This is a genomic window from Natronorubrum texcoconense (genome assembly GCF_900100335.1).
Taxonomy (GTDB): Archaea; Halobacteriota; Halobacteria; order Halobacteriales; family Natrialbaceae; genus Natronorubrum; species Natronorubrum texcoconense.
This window is the reverse complement of the sequence record NZ_FNFE01000002.1, coordinates 208,030-228,051: the sequence shown is the minus strand read 5'-3', so window position 1 is coordinate 228,051 and position 20,022 is coordinate 208,030. Positions and strand designations below refer to the sequence as shown.

The 20,022-nt window shown below is 62.9% G+C and carries 15 protein-coding genes and 1 tRNA gene; 5 read left to right on the top strand and 11 right to left on the bottom strand.

Going from position 1 to position 20,022, the window contains the following annotated elements:
* Nucleotides 1-22 precede the first annotated feature (22 nt).
* Together BLT08_RS07370 and BLT08_RS07365 are read right to left on the bottom strand one after the other, a co-directional pair.
* The gene (locus BLT08_RS07370) at nucleotides 23-1,234 is read right to left on the bottom strand and encodes a sugar-transfer associated ATP-grasp domain-containing protein (RefSeq protein ID WP_090304482.1); all 1,212 of its coding nucleotides are present in this window, start codon (nucleotides 1,232-1,234) and stop codon (nucleotides 23-25) included.
* A 151-nt stretch (nucleotides 1,235-1,385) separates the two neighbouring features.
* Nucleotides 1,386-2,375 (bottom strand): glycosyltransferase family 2 protein, encoded by a 990-nt coding sequence (locus BLT08_RS07365; RefSeq protein ID WP_090304478.1) that lies wholly within the window; start codon nucleotides 2,373-2,375, stop codon nucleotides 1,386-1,388.
* Nucleotides 2,376-2,564: 189 nt separating this feature from the next.
* Here BLT08_RS07365 and BLT08_RS07360 point away from each other — a divergent pair, with 189 nt between their 5' ends.
* The 3 genes from BLT08_RS07360 (at nucleotide 2,565) to mgtE (ending at nucleotide 6,330) form a co-directional block, all read left to right on the top strand.
* On the top strand, nucleotides 2,565-3,824 hold the full coding sequence (locus BLT08_RS07360; protein ID WP_090304476.1) for a polysaccharide deacetylase family protein: 1,260 nt from the start codon (nucleotides 2,565-2,567) through the stop codon (nucleotides 3,822-3,824).
* A complete protein-coding gene (locus BLT08_RS07355) occupies nucleotides 3,824-4,912 on the top strand; it encodes a glycosyltransferase family 2 protein (RefSeq protein WP_090304474.1) in 1,089 nt (362 codons plus the stop codon). Before BLT08_RS07360 ends, BLT08_RS07355 begins: the two co-directional genes overlap by 1 nt.
* Nucleotides 4,913-5,250: 338 nt before the next feature.
* A complete protein-coding gene (mgtE, locus tag BLT08_RS07350) occupies nucleotides 5,251-6,330 on the top strand; it encodes a magnesium transporter (protein WP_245724174.1) in 1,080 nt (359 codons plus the stop codon).
* Between the two features lie 3 nt (nucleotides 6,331-6,333).
* Here the strand turns inward: mgtE and BLT08_RS07345 are convergent, their stop codons facing one another.
* Nucleotides 6,334-6,771, bottom strand: a complete 438-nt coding sequence (locus tag BLT08_RS07345) for a universal stress protein (protein WP_090304469.1) — start codon at nucleotides 6,769-6,771, stop codon at nucleotides 6,334-6,336.
* Nucleotides 6,772-6,919: 148 nt separating this feature from the next.
* Nucleotides 6,920-8,551, bottom strand: a complete 1,632-nt coding sequence (locus BLT08_RS07340; RefSeq protein WP_090304466.1) for a flippase — start codon at nucleotides 8,549-8,551, stop codon at nucleotides 6,920-6,922.
* 311 nt (nucleotides 8,552-8,862) lie between these two features.
* On the opposite strand from BLT08_RS07340, the gene BLT08_RS07335 reads away from it, so the two are divergent.
* Nucleotides 8,863-9,921 (top strand): polysaccharide deacetylase family protein, encoded by a 1,059-nt coding sequence (locus tag BLT08_RS07335; RefSeq protein ID WP_090304463.1) that lies wholly within the window; start codon nucleotides 8,863-8,865, stop codon nucleotides 9,919-9,921.
* Between the two features lie 39 nt (nucleotides 9,922-9,960).
* On the opposite strand, the gene BLT08_RS07330 is transcribed toward BLT08_RS07335, so the two are convergent.
* The 7 genes from BLT08_RS07330 to BLT08_RS07295 form a co-directional block, all read right to left on the bottom strand.
* A complete protein-coding gene (locus BLT08_RS07330) occupies nucleotides 9,961-11,610 on the bottom strand; it encodes a twin-arginine translocation signal domain-containing protein (protein WP_139171288.1) in 1,650 nt (549 codons plus the stop codon).
* 863 nt (nucleotides 11,611-12,473) lie between these two features.
* Nucleotides 12,474-13,136, bottom strand: a complete 663-nt coding sequence (locus BLT08_RS07325; protein WP_090304461.1) for a helix-turn-helix domain-containing protein — start codon at nucleotides 13,134-13,136, stop codon at nucleotides 12,474-12,476.
* Between the two features lie 234 nt (nucleotides 13,137-13,370).
* On the bottom strand, nucleotides 13,371-14,708 hold the full coding sequence (gene glmM / locus BLT08_RS07320) for a phosphoglucosamine mutase (RefSeq protein WP_090304459.1): 1,338 nt from the start codon (nucleotides 14,706-14,708) through the stop codon (nucleotides 13,371-13,373).
* Between the two features lie 213 nt (nucleotides 14,709-14,921).
* The gene (locus tag BLT08_RS07315) at nucleotides 14,922-15,554 is read right to left on the bottom strand and encodes a DUF7344 domain-containing protein (RefSeq protein ID WP_175529258.1); all 633 of its coding nucleotides are present in this window, start codon (nucleotides 15,552-15,554) and stop codon (nucleotides 14,922-14,924) included.
* 1,197 nt (nucleotides 15,555-16,751) lie between these two features.
* A tRNA-Gln gene (locus tag BLT08_RS07305) sits at nucleotides 16,752-16,824 on the bottom strand.
* 233 nt (nucleotides 16,825-17,057) lie between these two features.
* A complete protein-coding gene (locus BLT08_RS07300; protein WP_090304453.1) occupies nucleotides 17,058-17,831 on the bottom strand; it encodes an ABC transporter permease in 774 nt (257 codons plus the stop codon).
* Nucleotides 17,828-18,832, bottom strand: a complete 1,005-nt coding sequence (locus tag BLT08_RS07295) for an ABC transporter ATP-binding protein (protein WP_090304451.1) — start codon at nucleotides 18,830-18,832, stop codon at nucleotides 17,828-17,830. The genes BLT08_RS07300 and BLT08_RS07295 overlap by 4 nt, the downstream gene beginning before the upstream one ends.
* 184 nt (nucleotides 18,833-19,016) lie before the next feature.
* Here BLT08_RS07295 and dhaK point away from each other — a divergent pair, with 184 nt between their 5' ends.
* Nucleotides 19,017-20,021, top strand: a complete 1,005-nt coding sequence (dhaK, locus tag BLT08_RS07290; protein WP_090304448.1) for a dihydroxyacetone kinase subunit DhaK — start codon at nucleotides 19,017-19,019, stop codon at nucleotides 20,019-20,021.
* Nucleotide 20,022 lies beyond the last annotated feature (1 nt).

Here is a 20,022-nt window from a genome sequence, read left to right as displayed (position 1 = left end):
ACAGGCGGAACAGGCCGACGGTTCACCGGACGCCGTGACGCTCGTAAAATCGCCTGACTCGGTCGTCCGCTAGCAACGGTCCGTGGACCTGAATGGACTTGAGCCCTGGGTAGCTGTTCGCCTCGATCACCGAGAACTCACCGTCATCGCCCGTGACGATGACGTCCCAGCCGACGTAGGGAACGAACGAACAGGCGTCCGCCATCTCGAGAACTCGTTCGCGAATCTCGTTCCAGCCGGGAATGTGGGTGCCCTCGACGGGCGTTTTCGTCTCGGGGTGGACCGCGTGCCACTCGAGGTCGCCGTCGCCGGGAGGTTGCACACCGGGACCGAGTTCGCCCGTCTCGAGGTCGATCTCCGCGGAGAGACCGCCCTGCGTGAAGTTGTCCAGCGGCGCGGAGTCCGACGTCCCGATCCGCTGGATCGCCGCGGCGATGAACGGCTCGTCGCGCTCCTCGTCGTACATCGTGATGATTCGGATCGTGTTCGGCGTCTCCGCGTAGAGGCCGTCCGCGAACGCGCCCTGTTCGACGTACTCACAGACGAGGTACTCCTCGAGATCCGAGACCAGCGATCTGAACTCGGCTTCGGCGTAGCGGTCGCCGTTCACCCGGTAGCCGTCGTCCGTGCGTTCACACAGGAGGACGTTGTTCCCGCCGCCGCCGCGAACCCACTTGAGGACCAGTCGGTCGTCGCGCTCGAGCCGTTCGACGACGCGCTGGGCGGCGTTGCGGGTCTCCGCGGACGAGTGCAGATCAGGACGATTCGAGTCCTGCCGCTCGGTATCGCCGGAATTCCGACGCTCGGCAGCCCCCCGTGAATCGGTTTCGCCCTCACCCTCACTCTCGGTCGGGACGACCGCGCCACCGTCGGTCACCTCGCGTCGGCTATCGCTCCCGTCGACGCTGTGGAACGAACCGTTTCGGATCATGCCGTAGACGCCCATTCGGTGGTCGTCGAACGGCTGCATCACGCGGTGGAAGAGGAGTTTGTTCGACAGCGCGATCGACCACGTTCCGTTGATCTGCTTCGTCCGGACGAATCGGCGATAGTCGTTCAGGTAGTCGCGGTACGTCGACTCGTCGAGGTCGTAGACGGCGTCGGAGCGGCTCAGAAAGCCCCGGCGCCAGAGCCAGAGCCGACGCCGAATCGACGGCGAGGCGGCCGACTCGCGCTCGGTCGCGGCGAGGTCCTGTAGCCCCCTGGCCGTGTGGTAGAGTGTTCTGACGTTCACGAGTCGTCCTGCCAGAGAGACGGAGTTAGTTATCGATTCGGCAAGACCGTTGCACGCTCGAGAGCAAACGCCGTATCGTTTCAGCCAGTAAAACAACGGATACTACGTCATTCTCTCGTGCCTATACGTACTCGTGTCGGCAGGACGAACGTTAGTCGGTGAAGACGCGACGGGCGACTGCGCCCTGCGTCAGGACGATTGCGACCAGAACAAACGCGACCGTCGCGACGATCGGCACCGGCCGACGTCGAACGCCGACGCCGGCGGCCCAGCAAAGCCCCGGATACTGCCGCCGCGACGGCGCCGCCTGTCGGAGGTGCCAGAGGCCGCGGAGGAGCCGCCCCTCCGAGAAGTAACACTTCGCGAGGATCAGCTGGTGGCTCGAGCGAATCTCGTAGCCGTCGCTCTCGAAGCGCTCGACCGTCTCGTCGTACATCGACAGATACTGTTCGTCGGCGTTTTTGATGACGTCTGCCGGTGGGATCGCCGTCTCCTCGCGGATGACCAGTTCCTCGTCGACGTACGCGAGGTTGCCCGCCTCGAGCACCCGGAGACAGAACTCGGGGTCCTGAAACCGGTCGAGCTGTTCGTCGAACCCGCCGATATCGCGGGCGACGTCGGTTCGAACGAGCAGCGTCGAGCCGGCGCCCGGCTGGACGTTGTCCGCCAGGATCTCGCCGATCAGCTCCTCGCCGCCTTCCATCGCTGGCCGGTCGTTCCCTCGAGCGAGGACGGTTGCGGCCGTCGATCGAAGCCAGCCGTCCGTTCCCGACAGCTCGAACGCCGCATCGCAGTAGACGCCGACCCACTCCTCGGACCGTCCGTCGAGGGTCTCGAGCTGTCGCTCGAGCTTCTCGGAGCGCCACTCGTCGTCGGAGTCGAGGAAGGCGACGTACTCGCCGCGGGCGTGGTCGATGCCCGTATTCCGAGCGACGTTCGCCCCCTGGTTGGTCGCGTGGACGACGGGCCGAACCCGCGGATCGTCGTACTCGGCGAGCACCGAGGACGTGTCGTCCGTCGAACCGTCGTCGACGACGACGACCTCGAGGTCGTCGACCGTCTGTGCGAGCGCGCTGTCGATCGCCCGTGGAAGCGTCCGTGCTCTGTTGTACGTCGGGATGATGACGCTGACGCGAGTCATTTTCCGGTTCTAGTCGTTCGCGTCGCATTATTATCGAGTCGATAAACGCCGCGATGGAGTTTCAGTCGGTCTCACGAGCCGACCGATCGTCACAACGGACGTGTGACGAGACGGTCTGAACGACGCGGGCCGGTCCGCTGCGGCCTAACAACTCTATAAGAAAGACCCAACGGTTCGTCGACACCAGCAATGACGAATCGAAACCGACGAACGTTCGTGACCGCCGTTGGCACGGCCGGGGCAATCGGTCTCGCCGGCTGTCTCTCGACCGTCCGCGAGTGGCGCGACGATGGCGGCGAGCCGTCAGCCGAGGCACGAACTCCCGACGAGGACGGCGATGACGGCGCCCTCGACCTCCCCGGTGAGACGATCGAGGACTTCGAGGATCTCGACGGCTGGGCGGCGATGATCGACGCCGGCGACCTCGAGGCCGAAACGGACGATCCCTACGCGGGATCGCAGTCGGCTCGCCTCCGGGCGGCCGACGGAACCGACCGAGCGGCCGTCTATCAGGTGCGCTCTGACGGTATCGACCTGTCCGATCAGAACCTCTCGCTGGCCGTCAACTTCACCGGCCGCGACCAGCTTCACCTCACCCTCGAGTTGCACGCGCCGAACTCGCGGAACGCGTACGCGATGGATCGTACCCTCACCGGGCCGACCGACCGCTGGGTGCGCGTCGACTTCGGTACCAGCGAGATCGATGGCGATCCGGATCTCACGGACGTCCGCGAGATCCGCCTGGCGGCTCGCCGCCGCGGCGATCAGTCGGGATCGATCGACTGTCGAATCGACGACCTCCGGGCCGTCGACCGACCCGAGACGGGGAACGTGATGCTGCTGTTCGACGGCACGCTCGAGAGCCACTACGAGCACGCGCTCGAGCCGATGGCGGACTACGACTTCGCCGGCGTCGAAGCCGTGATCTACGAGGCGCTGGGGGAGTCCGAGCGGCTCACGATCGACCAACTCGAGGAGTTGGACGACGCCGGCTGGGATATGGCCGCGCGGCCGCGAACCGGCGCGCAGTACCTCCACGACTACTCGCCGGAGGAACAGGAGGGTGCGATCCGGCGAACGAAGGCGTTCCTCGAGAACCGCGGCTTCGAGGACGGCGCGAGGCACTTCGTCACGCCGCGAAACGTCCTCGGCCCGGAGACGATCGATCTCGTTCGGGAGTACCACGAGCAGGCGTTCCGCTACGGCGGCGGCCCGAACGCCCTCCCGCTGACGGACCCGCACAACGTCGGTGTCTTCTCCGGATCCGACGGCGAGACGACGAAACGGTACGTCGACCGCGCAGCGGAGTACGGCCAGCTCGCCGTCTTGCATTTCGAGCACATCGGTGAGGACGGGCTGTCGACGGACGACTTCGAGGACCTCCTCGAGCACATCGACGACGCCGACGTCGAGGTCGTAACCGCCTCGGAGCTGCTGGAGGGGAGCTGATGTACCGGGACGCGAGCGTCGGCGTCGTGATGCCCGCCTACAACGAGGAGGGGTTCGTCGGCGACGTAATTCGCGAGATGCCCGACTACGTCGACCGGATCTACGCTATCGACGATCAGTCGACCGACGGCACCTGGGACGAGATCCTCGAGGCGGCCCGAGCGGACGCTAGTTCCGACGGCCCATCCGAACCGAGGGAGGACGCACAAATCGTCGCCGACGGCGGATTCACGGGAGATCGAGCGGCCCTCGACGGCGGCGTCTCCGCACTCGCCAAACGGGCGTCGGTACGCGACCCGATCGGCCGCGTCGTCCCGATTCAACACCGCGAGAACCTCGGTGCCGGCGGGGCGATCAAGACCGGCTACCTCGCGGCCCTCGAGGACGGCGTGGACGCAACGGTCACCGTCGACGCGGACGGGCAGATGGATCTCTCCCAAATGACCCGACTCCTCGACCCGATCGTCGAAGGCAAGGCCGACTACGCGAAGGGGAACCGGCTCCTCTCGAAGGAGTACCGGGCCGCGATGCCGCGGTTTCGGTTCGTCGGCAACGCGATTCTGACCTTCCTGACGAAGATCGCCTCGGGCTACTGGAAGACGATGGACCCCCAGAACGGCTACACCGCCATCTCGAACGACGCGCTCGAGGCGGTCGACCTCGAGAACCTCTACGAGTACTACGGCTACTGCAACGACCTGCTGGTGAAGCTGAACGTCCACGGCATGCGGGTCGCCGACGTCGCGATGCCGGCCGTCTACGGCGACGAGGAGTCGAGCATCCAGTACTCCAGTTACATCCCGAAGGTCTCGACGATGCTGCTCCAGAACTTCCTCTGGCGGCTGAAGACCAAGTACCTCGCCCTGGATTTCCACCCGCTCGCGCTGTTCTACCTCGTCGGCGCCGGATTGGCCGGCGCGGGCGTCCTCGCCATTGGCGCGGCGCTGATCGCCGCGCTCTCGAGTCTCGGTGCGGTGGTCGATGGATCGACGACCGTCGTGTTGTTCGTCGCCGGGATCGCATTCTTGCTGTTCGCGATGGTGTTCGACATGGCCGAGAGCGAACACCTCGAAACGCAGGTGCGGTAGCGTTGCGTCGGGAAGCAGCGAACCGTCGTTTCGTTTTGCTGCTCAGAATTCTCGGACCGTGCGATTAGGACGAGGAGAGTAAGTACCTGTCCCGTGATCGAGCTATCCGACAACTAGCAGAGGGTGCCCCACGGATCGAGAGAGCACGTTCGGCGGGCCGGCATCGGTTGTTTGCGCTGAAAGTACGAACCAGCCGTTCATTGAACGCGTGAATCGCCCGCCCCGCCCCATATCAGATATGGATAATGTTTTCTGACTGAACAAGATGTGAAGGCAGAACTATCTATTCACGTGTCTGATGTGGATTTATATAATACGACTCTAATGTGTGGGATAGAATGTCAACGATAGCTGAGGAGGTGATGGACGAACCACCCGAAGAAGCGGAGGACTACGAACTCTCGGTTGGCGACGTGATGACCGATGGATACGTCGCGGTTCCGGCTGATACCTCCATCGAAGCGGCGACGGATCGGTTCCAGGAGTTTTCACCCAAAGATTCGACACAGACCACTATTTATTACACATATGTCACTGATGCTGATGACCGCCTCGTCGGAGTTGCCTCACTTCGAGAGATGTTGTCAGCACCCGATGACGATCCTATCTCGTCGATTATGAAAGACGAGGTCGTGTCGTTTCACGAGACTGCTGACGCCGAGCAGGCCGCCATGGATGTTGCGGACCTGCACTATCCCGCGGTTCCGATCGTCGATGACGACGAGCGACTGGTCGGTATCGTTCGGTCGGATACGCTCGTTGACGTGATGGAAGCAGAAAGCAGTGAGGACATGCTCCGGATGCAAGGGATGAACCTCCCGGAACTGAAAGCAAGCGACCTCACCGACGTGGAAGAACAGCGGAGTCGGCTCATGTTAGATGCGTCCCTCTGGGAGATTCTTCGAATCCGAGTTCCGTGGCTCATCGTCGCGCTCGCAGGTGGATTTCTGGCCGGCGGTGTCATCGGCGTCTACGAGGACACCTTAGAGGCGGTCGTTATCCTCGCGTTCTTCATTCCGGTAGTGATGGACATGGGTGGGAACGTCGGTACGCAGTCGTCGACGATCTTCATCCGTGGCGTGGTGCTCGGCCATATCGATAAGAGTAACGTGGCTCGTCGAATCGGGAAAGAAACCGTGGTCGGTGCGATCATCGGACTCATGGTCGGTGCCGTCGCCGCCATCGTCGCGTTCGCATGGATCGGACGGGCCGATATCGCGTACGTCGTCTTCGGTGCGATGGTCGGCACATCCGTCGTTGCGGCGTTGGTCGGATTCCTCATTCCGTGGCTCGTCTACCTGATCGGCCAAGACCCGGCGGCGGCGTCGAATCCGATCGTCACCACGATCAAAGACGTGAGTGGACTCCTGATCTACTTCGGGCTGGCAACGCTGCTCGTGATCGAACTCGGTGTGTAGAGACTAGCTCCGCTCCGAACCGTTTGCCTTGACGACGACAACGGGCATCGGTGCCTGCCGAACAACCCGTTCGGCGACACTTCCAAGTGCCAATCGTTTGACGCCATCGCGTCCGCGGTTACCGATGACGATCTGATCGATACCGTTTTCCGCCGCGTACCCTACGATGTCTCGTATCGGGTCTCCGAACTCGTGTGCCGTCTCGATATCGGTGTCGAACGATTCAGCTCTCTCACGGGCCGTCTCGAGCAGTCCTTCGGCAATTTGTTTCTCCGTCTGTTTCCATTCGTCGAGGCTTCCACCCGCAATGAATCGGTTTTGGCCGCTCTTCAGACTGCTCACGTACAGCACCGTAATCGTCGAGTTCGGGGAGTTGGTACAGGCGTATTCGAGGGCGGCCATCGAGGGATCCGAACCGTCGATTGGAACGAGAACGTCCATAGCGAAGTATTCTCAACCATTCGTCTTCAAATGCGGTGTCGAAGCTGTCACGTGTCGTTTCGAACTCCGACAGCTCCAAAACGGTCGTCAGTTACCGATGAGAGCAAGGGAGCATCTCGAGTGACTCTCGAAAACCACTCACCGTGTCTCAGGGCGAGATCAACAGCGCGTCCGCTTCCAGCACCCCCAGTGCGAGCCCCGAGACGAGCAGCGACAGACCGGCGAGGAACAGCAGGTGCTGGTACCAACTCCGTGGCTGGCCGTCTCCGTCGCTCTCGAGTCGCTCCTGGACCGACGCGGCTCTCGAGCCGAGCGGATCGGGGAAGATCGAGAGCACTTCGAACGGCTCGGACGGGTCGAGCGCGCCGACGAGGAGCGCGAAGGTGACGAAGATGGCGAACCCGACGGGCGGGACGACGGCGAGGGCGAGCCACGGACTCGAGATCGCCGTTGCGAGGGCGACGATGGGGGCGCCAGCGAGGACCGTCGTCAGCGCCACCCGACCGATTCGGGCGTCCGCGAGCGGATCGAAGCCGACGATTCGGGCGCTCCAGCAGTGGAAGACGAACATCGTCCCGTAACCCACGCTGGTCGCGATTGCTGCGCCGTGCATCCCGTAGCGCGGAATGAGCGCGACGTTCAGGACGACGTTGATCAGGGCCGCCGCCCCGGTGGCTGCGACCGGGTACCGAAGCGTTCCCTCTCCCTGTGAAATCGCCAGAATCGGCCGTGCGAGCGCGAAGCCGAGCGCACCGGGGAGCAACAACAGGAGGGGAGCGACCGCCGGCGTCGCCTCCGAACCGAAATAGATCGGCACGGCGACGTCGGCCAGCGCCGCGAGACCGACCGCCATGACAGCCGTCAGAAGGAACGTGTACCGGGTCGCCTTCGACGCGAGTTCCGAAATCTTCCGGTGGCGGTTCTGCGACCAGAGTTCGGAGGTCGAGTGGACGAAGACGGTCTGGATCGCCAGCGGAACGAACCAGAGGAACTCGGCGAGCACCAGCGCCGCCCGGTAGTTCCCCACGTCCGCGCTCTCTCGGAAGTGCTGGAGCATCACGATGTCGATGTGGTAGAGCGACATCAGCAGGAAGACGAGCACGATGCTCATCGAGTTGAACGTGAGCATCTCCGTGCGCGGAAATCGTTCCGTCGGCTTGCTGTAGATACACGACAGCGGGATCCGACGGTGGACGATGATCAGTCCGGCGATAGCGACGAGCAGGCTCGCGGCCAGGTGACCCGCGAGCGCACCCATCACGCCGAACACGTACGCGAGCGGAAGTGCGACGGCGACGAACCCGACCTTGTCGAGGATCTTCAGCGGCTCGGAGTATCGCTCGAGTCCGAACCCCATGAGCGTCTTTCGAGCGTAGTCGCGAAACTGCGCCGTCACGACGAGAACGGCGAGGACGTAGAAGTAGATCGTGAACTCCTCGCCGAAGGCGAAGCTGACGACGTTGAACTGAGCGGCGAGGACCAGCAACACGGCACCGACGGCGGCGAGACCGACCGCCAGCCGGAAGTAGAAGCCGACGACGTGTTCGCTCCAGTTCGTCGCGTTGCGGTCCTCGGCGAGGAACTTCCGGACGCCGTCGGTGATCCCAGAGCTCACGAAGATCATGTAGATCGCGAAGACGGACATCAAGAAGGCGTAGTCGCCGTAGCCCGATGCACCGAGAAACCGGTACAGCAGCGGCGTCGAGAGCGCGGTGAGGACGAGTACGACGACCTTCGCGCTGACGACCGAGAAGACGCCGCTCGCGATGCTTCGGTTCACGCGGCGACCACCCGGCGCCGTCGGCCGAGCGGTGATGCCGTCGTTCGACCAACCGGTACGTCGTCGTTCGACCGCCTGTGCCGACGGGCGATACTCATGATACCGAGACGGTGTCGGCAGTGGTGCCTTATTATACCCGTGTTAAATCCGCCAGCGGGCCGTTCCCGCACGAGACGCCGATTCGATCGACCGGCCGATTTCGTCACCGTTCCCGACGATCGAGCCGGTCGAAATCGGACGACTCTCGGCCGAACGAGAGCTTATCGGACGGATAAGTATAGCCGACCGCGTGCGAGTTCGATCCGAACACGATGAGTCACGAATCGACGCGCCGTCGCTTCATCGGTATCGCTGGAACGGGCGCGATCGGACTGACGGCAGGCTGCACCGACGCGCTAACCGGGCGCGAGAACGGGTCGAACGACGACGAGTCGGACGACGACGATGGGAGCGACGAGGATGGTGTAACCGAGGACGGAGACGAGTCGGACGACGTCCCGAGCCTCGACGGCGGTGCCGTCGCCTTCGTCTACGACGACGGGCCGATCGAGGATTACGAGGTGGCGTTCCCGGTCCACCAGGAGTTCGACGCGCCGGCGACCGCAGGTATCGTCTCCGAGTGGATCGGCCGTGAGGACTTCAACGACAACGATTGGATGGACGTCGATCACCTGGAGGAACTCGCCGACGCCGGCTGGGAGATCTGCTCGCATACGACCGACCACACCGCACTCGCGGCGTTCGAACTCGTTGAGGACGTCGATCCGGACGACATCCGGATCTACCCGGAGCAGCGCAACCACGGATTCCACCACGAGTACGATATCGAGGTCACCGACGGCGAGGCGACCGTCCAACGGACCGTCGTCGACTCGGGTCACGACGACGTCGGCGGCTACCTCGAGTTCGACGAACCGGTCGGCGAGTCGTTTCTCGCGGGCGAGACCGTCGAGCGCTATCCGGAAGAGCTCATGCACGAGTTCCTCGGGGCGTCGAAGGAGGAACTCGAGGGACTGGGATTCGAGGTCGACACGCTGCTCGCGCCGTACGACGTCGTCGACGGACGGACGGTCGACATCGCTGGCGAGTACTACGACGGCATTTCGAACGTCAATCCGGACTCGATGGTCAACGACCGACACGAGTTCGATCCCTTCGAGACTAACCGCGCGTACTTCGCCGAGAACACGACTCGCGAGGCGGTTCGAGAGGGGCTCGATCGAGTCGCCGAGGAGGAGGCCGTCGGCGTGCTCGGCGCCCACACGTTCAAAGAGGAGGTTACCGAAGAACGGATCCGCGAGGTCCTCGAGTGGGTCGAGGAACGTGATCTCGAGGTCGTGACGTTCCGCGACGCGATTCGAGCGACGTAAAACGATCGGTAAGCTCGCCGTCGATAGGCAGGTACGACCCTACTGGTACGTATTCCGCCAGCTCACCACGTCGCTCGCGCCGAGGTCGTCGATCCCGCCGACGATTCGATTCACTCTGAGCTCGGGGCCGTCGATGCCCGGATAGAACCGGACGCCCTCGAGACCGTCGCGGGAGGACTCGACCTCCGAGTTTCGGAGGTGGTTCCCGTCGCCCTGATCGACGTACGGGTACTGGCTCGCGCGGAACGTACAGTTGTAGAGGGTGGAGTCGTCACCCGTCATGACGACCCCGTTTCGGTCGACGCCGCCGCGACCGGGTTGATCGACAGTGACGGTGCTGAACCGACAGTTGTCCCGGCCACACCGGATACCGTCACGGAATCCGGCCGAGGTGACGCCGGCGTTGCCGGAGACATCCAGAAGTTCGACGAGCACTCGATCCTGTTTGTCGGTGTCGCGAATCCAGAGGGGGTACCCACCGGCGGCCTCGTGAACGATTTCGGAGTCGACGATGTGCGAGTAGCCGGCCTCCGGCGAGATGACGATCCCGTGGTTCACATCGTCGCCTCGGATCTCGACCGTCGCGTCTTCGATCCGGGACCGCTGGCAGGTGTTCATCACCGAAATCGCGTGACTCGTCGATTGCGGTGAACTGATCGTCACCTCGGCGCCGTCGACGTGGAGGTCATCGCCGTTCTCGAGGCGGATCCCGCGCTGACTGTTGTCGTAGGAACGCGTCCGATCCACGACGACGGAGACGTTTTTGATGACGCTTCCCTCACCGCCGACTCGGACGTTCGCGCCGTTAGAGTTCTTGAACCGGCCGCCGTCGACGATGACCGTTCCCGCCTCGTTGATCGCGTACAGCCCGTTGTCGGGAAATCCGCCGAGTTCGCAGTCGACGAACTCGAGTCGGCCGACGTTGGTGTTCGCCTCGATGCCGATCGGACCGCGCCACATGTTGCCCGCGTTTGGCGTCTCGTCGGCGTGAACTCCGCCGTCCGGCGCCCGAAACCGTTCGACGGTTCCTCGTCCGTCCGAATCGGTGATCGCGAACATCCCTGGACCCCACGTTCCGCTGTCGTGTTCGCCGTCGATGGTGATATTTCGCACCTCGAGGCGTTGGGATACGCTCGCTTCGATCGTTCGGATCCCCGTGTCGGGGGCCGTCTGGTCCACGTCGAATCCCTCGAACCGGAGGTGTCTACCAGGGGCGTACGAGACGCCGAGACGGAACAGCCTGAACCGCGGTCCGTCGAACTCGTGGTAGTTCGCCGGAACAAGCGTCGCATTGTCGCCCACGAAACCGACGTTCTCGAACCCCGTAAATCGGAACTGTTTGTCCATGTAGTACCGTCCTTCGGGGAACACGAACAGGGTATTGTCCGCCCGAAGCTCCTCGAGTACAGGGGTAATCGACTCCTCACCGGTCCTGTCTGCACCTGCTTCGACGACGTTTACGACGTTGTCGTACTCGTCCTCGTACTGTCCATAGCGTTCGTGGTATGCACCAACAGTCGACGCCAAACCGACACCGGCAGCACCCGTGATCGCTACACCTTGTAAAAACCTTCGGCGTGAGCGAGAGAACGACGATCCTTCAGTCGTCGATCCGTCGAGTTGACGGGTATTCTCGCTTCGATGGGACTCACCGCACGTCGAACTTCGTTTACCACTTCCTTCCGACATTGATAGTCACTTCTTTTTGAGTGATGACGGGGTCCAGTATCTATGGATTCGGATAGCAAGCTTTTAAGTCCGAAATCCAATCTCGAAATCGTCAATAAAAACACATTAACAACTACTACAGACGATTTCATCTCGTACAAGTGAAGAATACAAGTCCGAGAACACACGGAATCGGGCGCGTATGGGTACTGGGTTATCACCTATCTAAGAGTACAGGTATCAGTCACCGAGACGGATATGGGTAAGGGCCCACCCTATGGGATACAGTCGTGATTGGTCGGTGACCGATGAGCAGCGTTACCCAGTAGGAGTCGAAACTCCATCGGTAAGGCCGAAACGGACGGGGCAGCAGGTCGTTGAACGCAACGAGGTCATCGTCGTGGTACTCTTAGCATCTGCAGGAACACCGACGAGAGACGAGACGTCAGCGACACGGCCCACAGAACACCGTTCGTCCGCCTTAGCACCTCGAGCACAACGCCCATGACGCAGCTGTCGACGTTCGATCGGTCGAGAAGTACGACACGTCGAAAAACGTGTAATCGCTGTAGCTGCGAGGGTTTCAACGAGATGCAGGGGCGCCTCGGACGACCCGAGTGTACGGACTGGACGGCAACGCGGACAGAAATAGTGTATTCGAAAATCGAAGCGCTCCGGATGTTTGCGAACGGTCGGTTCGCAAGGCGTTGGACACCGGGGAACGAACCGGCGGCGAGTTCTCGAACCTGCCGTCCGACGCGGGAGTCGTCCTGGCACAAGTCGGAGTGCAGATCAGTGTCCCGAGCGACGACGAACACTGCGACTTTCTCCGTCTCCGTCGGTTCGACGTTCCCGTAACCGCCGCAGCGGCAGGTGGGAAGCTGTCAGGCCAGGTTGCTCGGTGTACGATCGTTCTCGAGCGTGGCAGCGATCAACTCGGAAACGGCGCGTCGGAGTCGCTGGGAGACCGCCGAGTCCGAAATCTCGAGTCGTTCGGCGAGCCCGTCCTGGGTGATCCCGCGTGGAATGTCGTAGTAGCCGGCGTAGTACGCCATGAGGAGAATTTCGTGTTGTTGCTCGGTCAGGAAGTACGTCCCGTTGTCGGAGACCGAGAGGTCGTACAGCTGCGTGACCCGAAACGAAACGCCGCGGTCGCGACTCCACGTTCGGAACGCGGTCAGCGCGTCACGGTCCGGTAGATGCACCCGTGCGATCCAACCCCGTTCGGCGCTCGTCATCGTGAACACGAACAGCCCGCTCTCCGCACACCGGTCGGGAACGATTTCGACGTCGGTCTCGACCGTCACGCGGTAGATCGACCGATTCTCGAACGTCGCGACTCGCACCGGGTTCGAGACCGTGGGATCTTCGTCCATCGCTCGCTCGAGGGGTCCATACTCGTCGCTAAAGACGGAGAAGAACTGCAGCGTTTGATCAGCAGTCGTCGCCTCGTACTCGTACCTGATCGTTACGTCGGGATAGCGCGCTATCGTTGGGGCCAACGCGAGGTCGTCGTGAACGAGGTGGACTTCGGCGATAAATCCCATACTAGCCGTATCATCTGCGATTCGACCGGCGACCCATACTTATAGAGCGTGTAACTGCCCGTTGCAGCGGTCGAAACTGTTCGTGAGCGGAGTGCGGCGTCAGTTCAGGTAACCCTCGTCGCAGCGGAACTCGTAGCCGTCGTGCGGCCCGGAACCTGATCGCAGATACGGAAGACGGCGTCTGGTCTACACGGTTCGATCCCGTCCGGTCTACACGGTTCGACTCGGTCCGGATCACGGAGGTGCTGCAATCGCGTCCTCGAGGATCGCCACGGCGTCAGTGGTCAACTGCTCGGCCCGAGATTCCGCTCGCGCTTCGGCCGTGACCCGGACGACCGGCTGGGTGCCGCTCGCTCGTAGCAAGATCCAGCCGTCGCCAACGTCGGCGTAGACGCCGTCGATCGTGCTGATGTCCGTGTACCGATCGCAGACCCGCTCGCGAACTCGATCCATCACGGCCGCTTTCGCCGTGACTTCGACCGATCGTCGGTGGATGGGGTACGTTTCGACGTCCGCGACGAGCGAGGAGAGCGGTCCACGGTCGGCCACGAGTTCGACGAGTTTGCACGCGGCCAACGGGCCGTCCGGGCACAGCGTCTCCGTCGGCCAGATCCACGCGCCGCTGGGCTCGCCGCCGAAGACGACGTCCGGACGCCTCGCACGGTCGGCGACGAAAACGTCGCCGACTCGCGTTCGACTCACGGACGCACCGACTGCCGCGAGCGCGTCGTCGACGATCATACTGGTATCCACCGGTGCCGCGACGACGTCGCCGTCGGTCGCGACCTCGCGTGCGAACAGCGCCATGAGCACGTCTTTCGGCACGAACGTCCCGGTGTCGTCGACGGCCAGGGTTCGGTCTGCGTCGCCGTCGTGGGCGATTCCGACGTCCGCATCGGTCGTCTCGACGAGCGACGAGAGGTCCGAGAGGGTCACTCGAGTCGATTGATCGTCGGTAGCGCTCGGCCGACCTGGGAACCGTCCATCTCGGTGGCCGTTCACCGTGACGACGTCACAGCCGAGGTCGGCGAGCACGCGGGCGGTGATTCCGCCCGTCCCGTTTCCGACGTCGAGGGCGACGGTCGGCGGGTCGTCGATCGAGACGGCATCTCGCAGTGCAGTCGCGTGTCGATCAGGTGCATCGTCGAGGGACTCGATCGATCCGTACTCGTTCCAGGCGCCGAGACCGTACTCGTCTCGCTCGATTCGCGTCGCGATCGTCTCGCACTGCTCGGGGTCGAACGCCTGTCCAGTTGCGGACCACAGTTTGAAACCGTTGTCCGGCGCGGGATTGTGCGAAGCCGTCACGACGACTCCTGCGTCCGCGTTCGTCCACGGGACGGCTCTCGCAACCGTCGGCGACGGAACGACGCCCGCCTCGAGCACGTCCGCGCCACACTCCCGGAGACCGGCGGTCAGTGCGTCGAGGAGCGCGTCGCCGCTCTCCCGAACGTCGCGCCCGACGACGACGCGATCGTAGCCCTCGGACGCGACGGCCCGTCCGACGGAGAGTGCGAGCGCCGTCGTCACGTCGTGGCCGACGGTTCCTCGAATACCGCTGGTTCCGAACATACGCGACGGAGCGCCGACGTGGCGATTACTATGCGACCGTTAAGAGACAGCTAGGTACTCAGTCCGTCGTTCTAATACGAGGACGAACGAATACCGATGTCCTGCTACGGACAGCGACTCGCGGTCGTCACCGAACACAGAACAGAAACCGTGCAGACTTCGTTCGAACGCGGCTCGCGGGCATCAGCCCGACGTGTGGAACCGGCCTTCGAATCAGTGGACCGAACGGCCGTCGATGGCGTCGTTCGACGCGAGCGAGTCGGTGATCGTCGTCGCAACCGTCGCCAGCGTAAAGAGGCCGACGATGAGTACGGCGAGCGTCAACTCGGGGAGCTGCAGCAATCCGGCCATCGTCGCGACCAGCAGTCCGGTGCTCGCACACGCGGACGTCACGTGATAGTCGCCGACGGCGTTCGCCACGATCGACCGAGGTGAGCCACGGGTCGAGCTATCGGCACTGTCTGTGGTGTCCTCGAGGTACGGACGGAAGGTCTCGATGCGATCCGTCGACCGGACGATTCCGCGGGACTGGTCGTACTCGATGATCCCTTTCTTGTCGAGTTTCGGGAGGTGGGACTGGTAGAGCGGGATATAGACGCGCTGGCGTTGTGCGGAGGTCAGGTTCGCGACGGTCGTATCGTTCTCTTTCGCAGCGACGTACTCGGCGACGTCGCTCATCTTGACGGGACCGTCCCTGTTCAACATGTACGCGATCGCGTCCCGCCGGCGGTTCGTCTGTAGCACGTGGAAGATGTCGTCTCGGGAGAGGGGCGACGATCGAGCAGACTCGGTCGTGTCTGCGGGTTCGTCAGAGCGGCAGCGGTGTTGGTTCGATGTGGAGGTCATGGTCTGCATCCAGAACAGGTTCGTAGTTCGATGTAAAGCTTCTGTTCTAGGTATTGGCCAGATATATTTTCAAGTAATCATCAAGAAACAATTCGGATTATGCGCTATTCGTGTCGAAACGACCGACAAAGGCGACGAGGGGACACCAGTCCGGAGTGGGTGACCGTCTTGCTGCGTTGGACTCTCAAGTACTATGTGTAGAATGCAACCGGCTATGGAAAAGCGTACTACCAACATGATTTGGAGTGTGTGGTGCTCTCATTCATTCGTCGACGTTCGGCTTCGCTCCGTCACGAACTTGATAGTCGGTATTCACGACGGTGGACGATGGAGCGGGATTCCGAGCGAGCACGCAGTACTCGCGACGGAACGCCCTGTGACCTCGAGTCCTCGTCGAACTGTGCGTCCATCGCTACCAGTGGCTCGGCGTCACCCGCATCGGTTTCGACGGTACTCGTTCGAAGCGTACCCCGCATTCCTGACTGCTATGGGGGGTGGATCGACGGGTCGTGAACACGGCTTTCCGGTCACGGTGGCTCGTAGCGCAGATATCACCGATCTCGCAGGAGAGCTGGGTTTGCGGAGCGATTGCAAAGTCGAGTGGCTCTCGAGTCGCTTCTAACCGAATTCGAATCGAAGCGGCTCGGTCCTCGGGGATGCTGCGATCGCTGGAAGACTAATCATCACAGAGCAAGAACAGTTAATGTCGTCTAATAGAGTTGATCGAGCATGACCCGCGAACAGGAGGATCTGAAGCTCCGATTCTCTGTCGGCAGATTTGAGCAAGATCTGATTTTCTTCATCATGATCGTTCAAGTTTCGTTGGTTGCGATGGCTTGCGTTGCTACACTATGGACCGTTCATATGACTATCAACGCCTATCTGAGTCCCAGGAATGAAACGTTTATGTACGCCGGGTGGATGCTGTACCCAATCGGGGCGATAGTAGTCGTTTATCTTCTCAATCACCTGTACAAATGAACACCATTCTTCTGGTATCGCTGTTTCTCTGCTGCTTTGCCGGCCGACGTTCTCGTTGGAGGTTATTCGCGTGGTAAGTGTACACGCGCGTGGAAAATCACCAAAACGGCTGTGAAGACTGGAAGGCGGATTCGAACCACGAAGGCTCGAATCCTCTCGCCTTCTGGGCCCGAATCCGCGAGGATATTTGCGGCTCACGAATTGTTCGCCGCAAAATAGTCCCGGGCGGATTCGAACCGCCGTCATAGGCTCCAAAGGCCCATATGATTGGCCACTACACCACGGGACTTCTCACTTCGTTCGAAGCCCCGTGTTCCTCGCAAATCCGTTCGGATTTGCTCACCACCACGGGGCTCCTCGTTCATCCTCGAGTACTCGCAGTTCCAGCGGAACTGCGTTCACTTGGGGACTCCAGTTGCGGGATATGAGATGCCCGCACAATAGTGTTACTTTTCGTCTCGAGTCAGTCCCGCCGTCGGCCAGTTCTGCGAACGATGTCTCCTACTCGAGAACGCCCACCCCTCAATCAGTCCGCGGAATCGACCGCGCGCCGAGTCCGAATGCGATCACAGCCAACACGGCCAAGATCGCGAAGTTCGCCACTGCGGGCTCGAGACCCGCCACATCAGCAGTCCCAGCCTCGGGGAAGGTTGCCGCGCGGACGCCGCGAGCGAAGTACGTCAGCGGCGAGACGTTCACGAGCGGTTCGAACCAACCGGGGAGTTGCTCGAGCGAGATGAACGTCTCCGAAAGGAACAGTAACGGGAGTCCGATGGCGTTGCTCGCGGCGATGGCGCCGTCCTGGGAGTCGGTGTAGCTGCCGAGCATCGCACCGATACCGCAGAAACAGACGACGCCGACGAGGATGTACGGGACGAGCCACGGCGAGAACGCGATCTCGGCGCCGGTCAGGACGACCACGAGCGCGAGGATGAGTACGCTCGCGAGGCCGATGATCACGGCGTTGACCAGCGTCTGGGCCAGCAACCACTCACCGCGGGTTACCGGCGTCGTCGCGAGTTTCTCGAAGCGGTTGCCCTCGCGGTGGCGCGCGACCTCGCTGCCCATCCGCGAGAGCGGCGTGAAGAGCACGACGACGGCGAGATACGCCGGTACGTAGTACGCCGGCGGCTCCGTGAACAACCCCTCGCCGGTCGGATCCGTTCGCACGAGCGCGCCGAAGATGACGATCAGAATCACCGGGAAGAAGAAGGTGAAGAAGACCGCGGTTCGGCGACGGACGAACGAACGCCAACCCGCGCTGGTTTCGGCCCGAATGCGACGCAGTCGGCTCACGCCGTCTCACCCGCGTGAGTGATGTCGTCGGCGCCGGCCTCGTCGGCAGCCTCGCCGCCACCGCTATCCGTTCGCTCGAGTTCCGTCCGATCCGCGAGCGCGAGGTAGACGTCCTCGAGGTCGGGTTCGGCCCACGAGAGGCCGGTGTACTCGAGGCCGCGATCCTCGAGGTAGTCGACGACCGTTCCGATCTCTGCAGGGGCGATATCGCGAACGACGACCGCGCTCTCCGACGTTCGTCCCTGCAATCGACCACGTTCCGGACGGCCGACGGGGAACTCGAGGTCGGCGAACGCGTCGAGATCGGCGGCCGTCTCGACGGTGAGTCGACTCGAGCCACCGTGGTCGCGGACGAGTTCGTCGGGCGTCCCGCGAGCGACGAGCGAGCCGTCGGCGAGCAGGCCGACGCGGTCGGCCAACCGCTCGGCTTCGGCCATGTCGTGGGTGGTGAGGACGACGGTCGTCCCGCCCGCCGCGAGGTCCTCGATCAGCCGCCAGACCGTCCGCCGGCCGGCCGGGTCGATCCCCGTCGTCGGTTCGTCGAGAAAGAGCACGTCTGGGTCGTTGACCAGCGTCGAGCCGACGCAGACGCGACGTTGCTGGCCGCCCGAGAGGTCTTCGTACCAGGTGTCGCCGGTATCCGCGAGGCCGACGTCGGCGAGCACCGCGTCGGGATCCCGCGGGTCGTCGTACAGTCCGGCGTAGTAGGACAGCAGTTCGCGCGCGCTCAGACGATCCGGCGGGGAGAACTCCTGCGGGAGGACCCCGAGGCGATCCCGGTCGATCGCCGCCGGCGCGTCGCCGAGCACTCGAGCCGATCCCGAGTCGGGATCCGTCGTTCCCGTCAGCGCGCGAACGAGCGTCGTCTTCCCGGCCCCGTTCGGGCCGATCAGTGCGAAGACCTCGCCGCCCGCGACGGAGAGCGACGCCCCCGATAGCGCCACCGTCTCGCCGTAGGCTTTCTCGAGGTCCGTCGCTTCGACCACGGCTTCGGCTTCCATACGGGCCGGTATCGGTCGGTTGCGGGTAAGAAGTTCGATTCGTCACGCCGCCCGTGTTGCGGGTCGGCTCCGCTCTCGATGCGGTGCAGAACGACGCTCGCAGACGAAGACGTCGTCTCGGCCGAAGGTGAAAGCACGAGAACGTTTATCAGCGTTTGTAGCCATATGTACATAAAGGTCTTTCATGAAGAAACTCATCAACGAGCCCGACGGTGTCGTCGACGAAATGCTCGAGGGAATGGTTGCCGCTCACGACCTGCGGCGACTCGAGGAGACGGAGGTCGTCGTCCGCGAAGATGCGCCGGTCGAGGGGAAAGTCGGCATCGTCTCCGGCGGCGGAAGCGGCCACGAGCCGACCCACGCCGGCTACATCGGTGACGGGATGCTCGATGGCGCGGCAGCCGGCGCGGTGTTCACCTCGCCGACGGCCGACCAGTTGAGCGAGATGATCTTAGCCTGTGACGGCGGCGAGGGCGTCTTCTGCGTCGTCAAAAACTACGAGGGCGACGTGATGAACTTCGAAACCGCCGTCGAGATGGCCGGGATGGAGTCGGACGTCGAAGTCGAGACCGTCGTTGTCGACGACGACGTCGCCGTCGAGGACTCGCTGTACACGTCGGGTCGACGCGGCGTCTGCGGAACGATCTTCGTCCATAAGGTCGCCGGCGCGGCCGCCCACCGCGGGGACGACCTCGAGGAGGTCAAACGCCTCGCCGAGAAAACCAACGACCGCGTCGGGACGATGGGGATGGCCCTGACCTCGTGTGTCACGCCCGAAAAGGGCGAGCCGACGTTCGATCTGGGCGAAGACGAGATCGAACTCGGCATCGGCATCCACGGCGAACCCGGTACCGAGCGAACCGACACCATGAGCGCCGACGAGATCACCGACCACCTCACCGAGGCCGTCCTCGAGGACCTCGACCTCGAGGCGGGCGCGGAGGTCGCCACGATCGTCAACGGGATGGGCGGGACGCCGCTGATGGAGCTCTACGTCGTCAATCGTCGATTGCAGGAGCTGCTCGGCGAGGCGGGCATCGAGACATGGAACGCCCGGGTCGGCGACTACATGACGTCGCTGGATATGGAGGGCTGTTCGATCACGCTGCTCGAACTCGACGACGAACTCAAAGAGCTGCTCGCCTACCCGGTCGAAACGCCCGGACTGACGGTCACCGGCGGGGAATAAG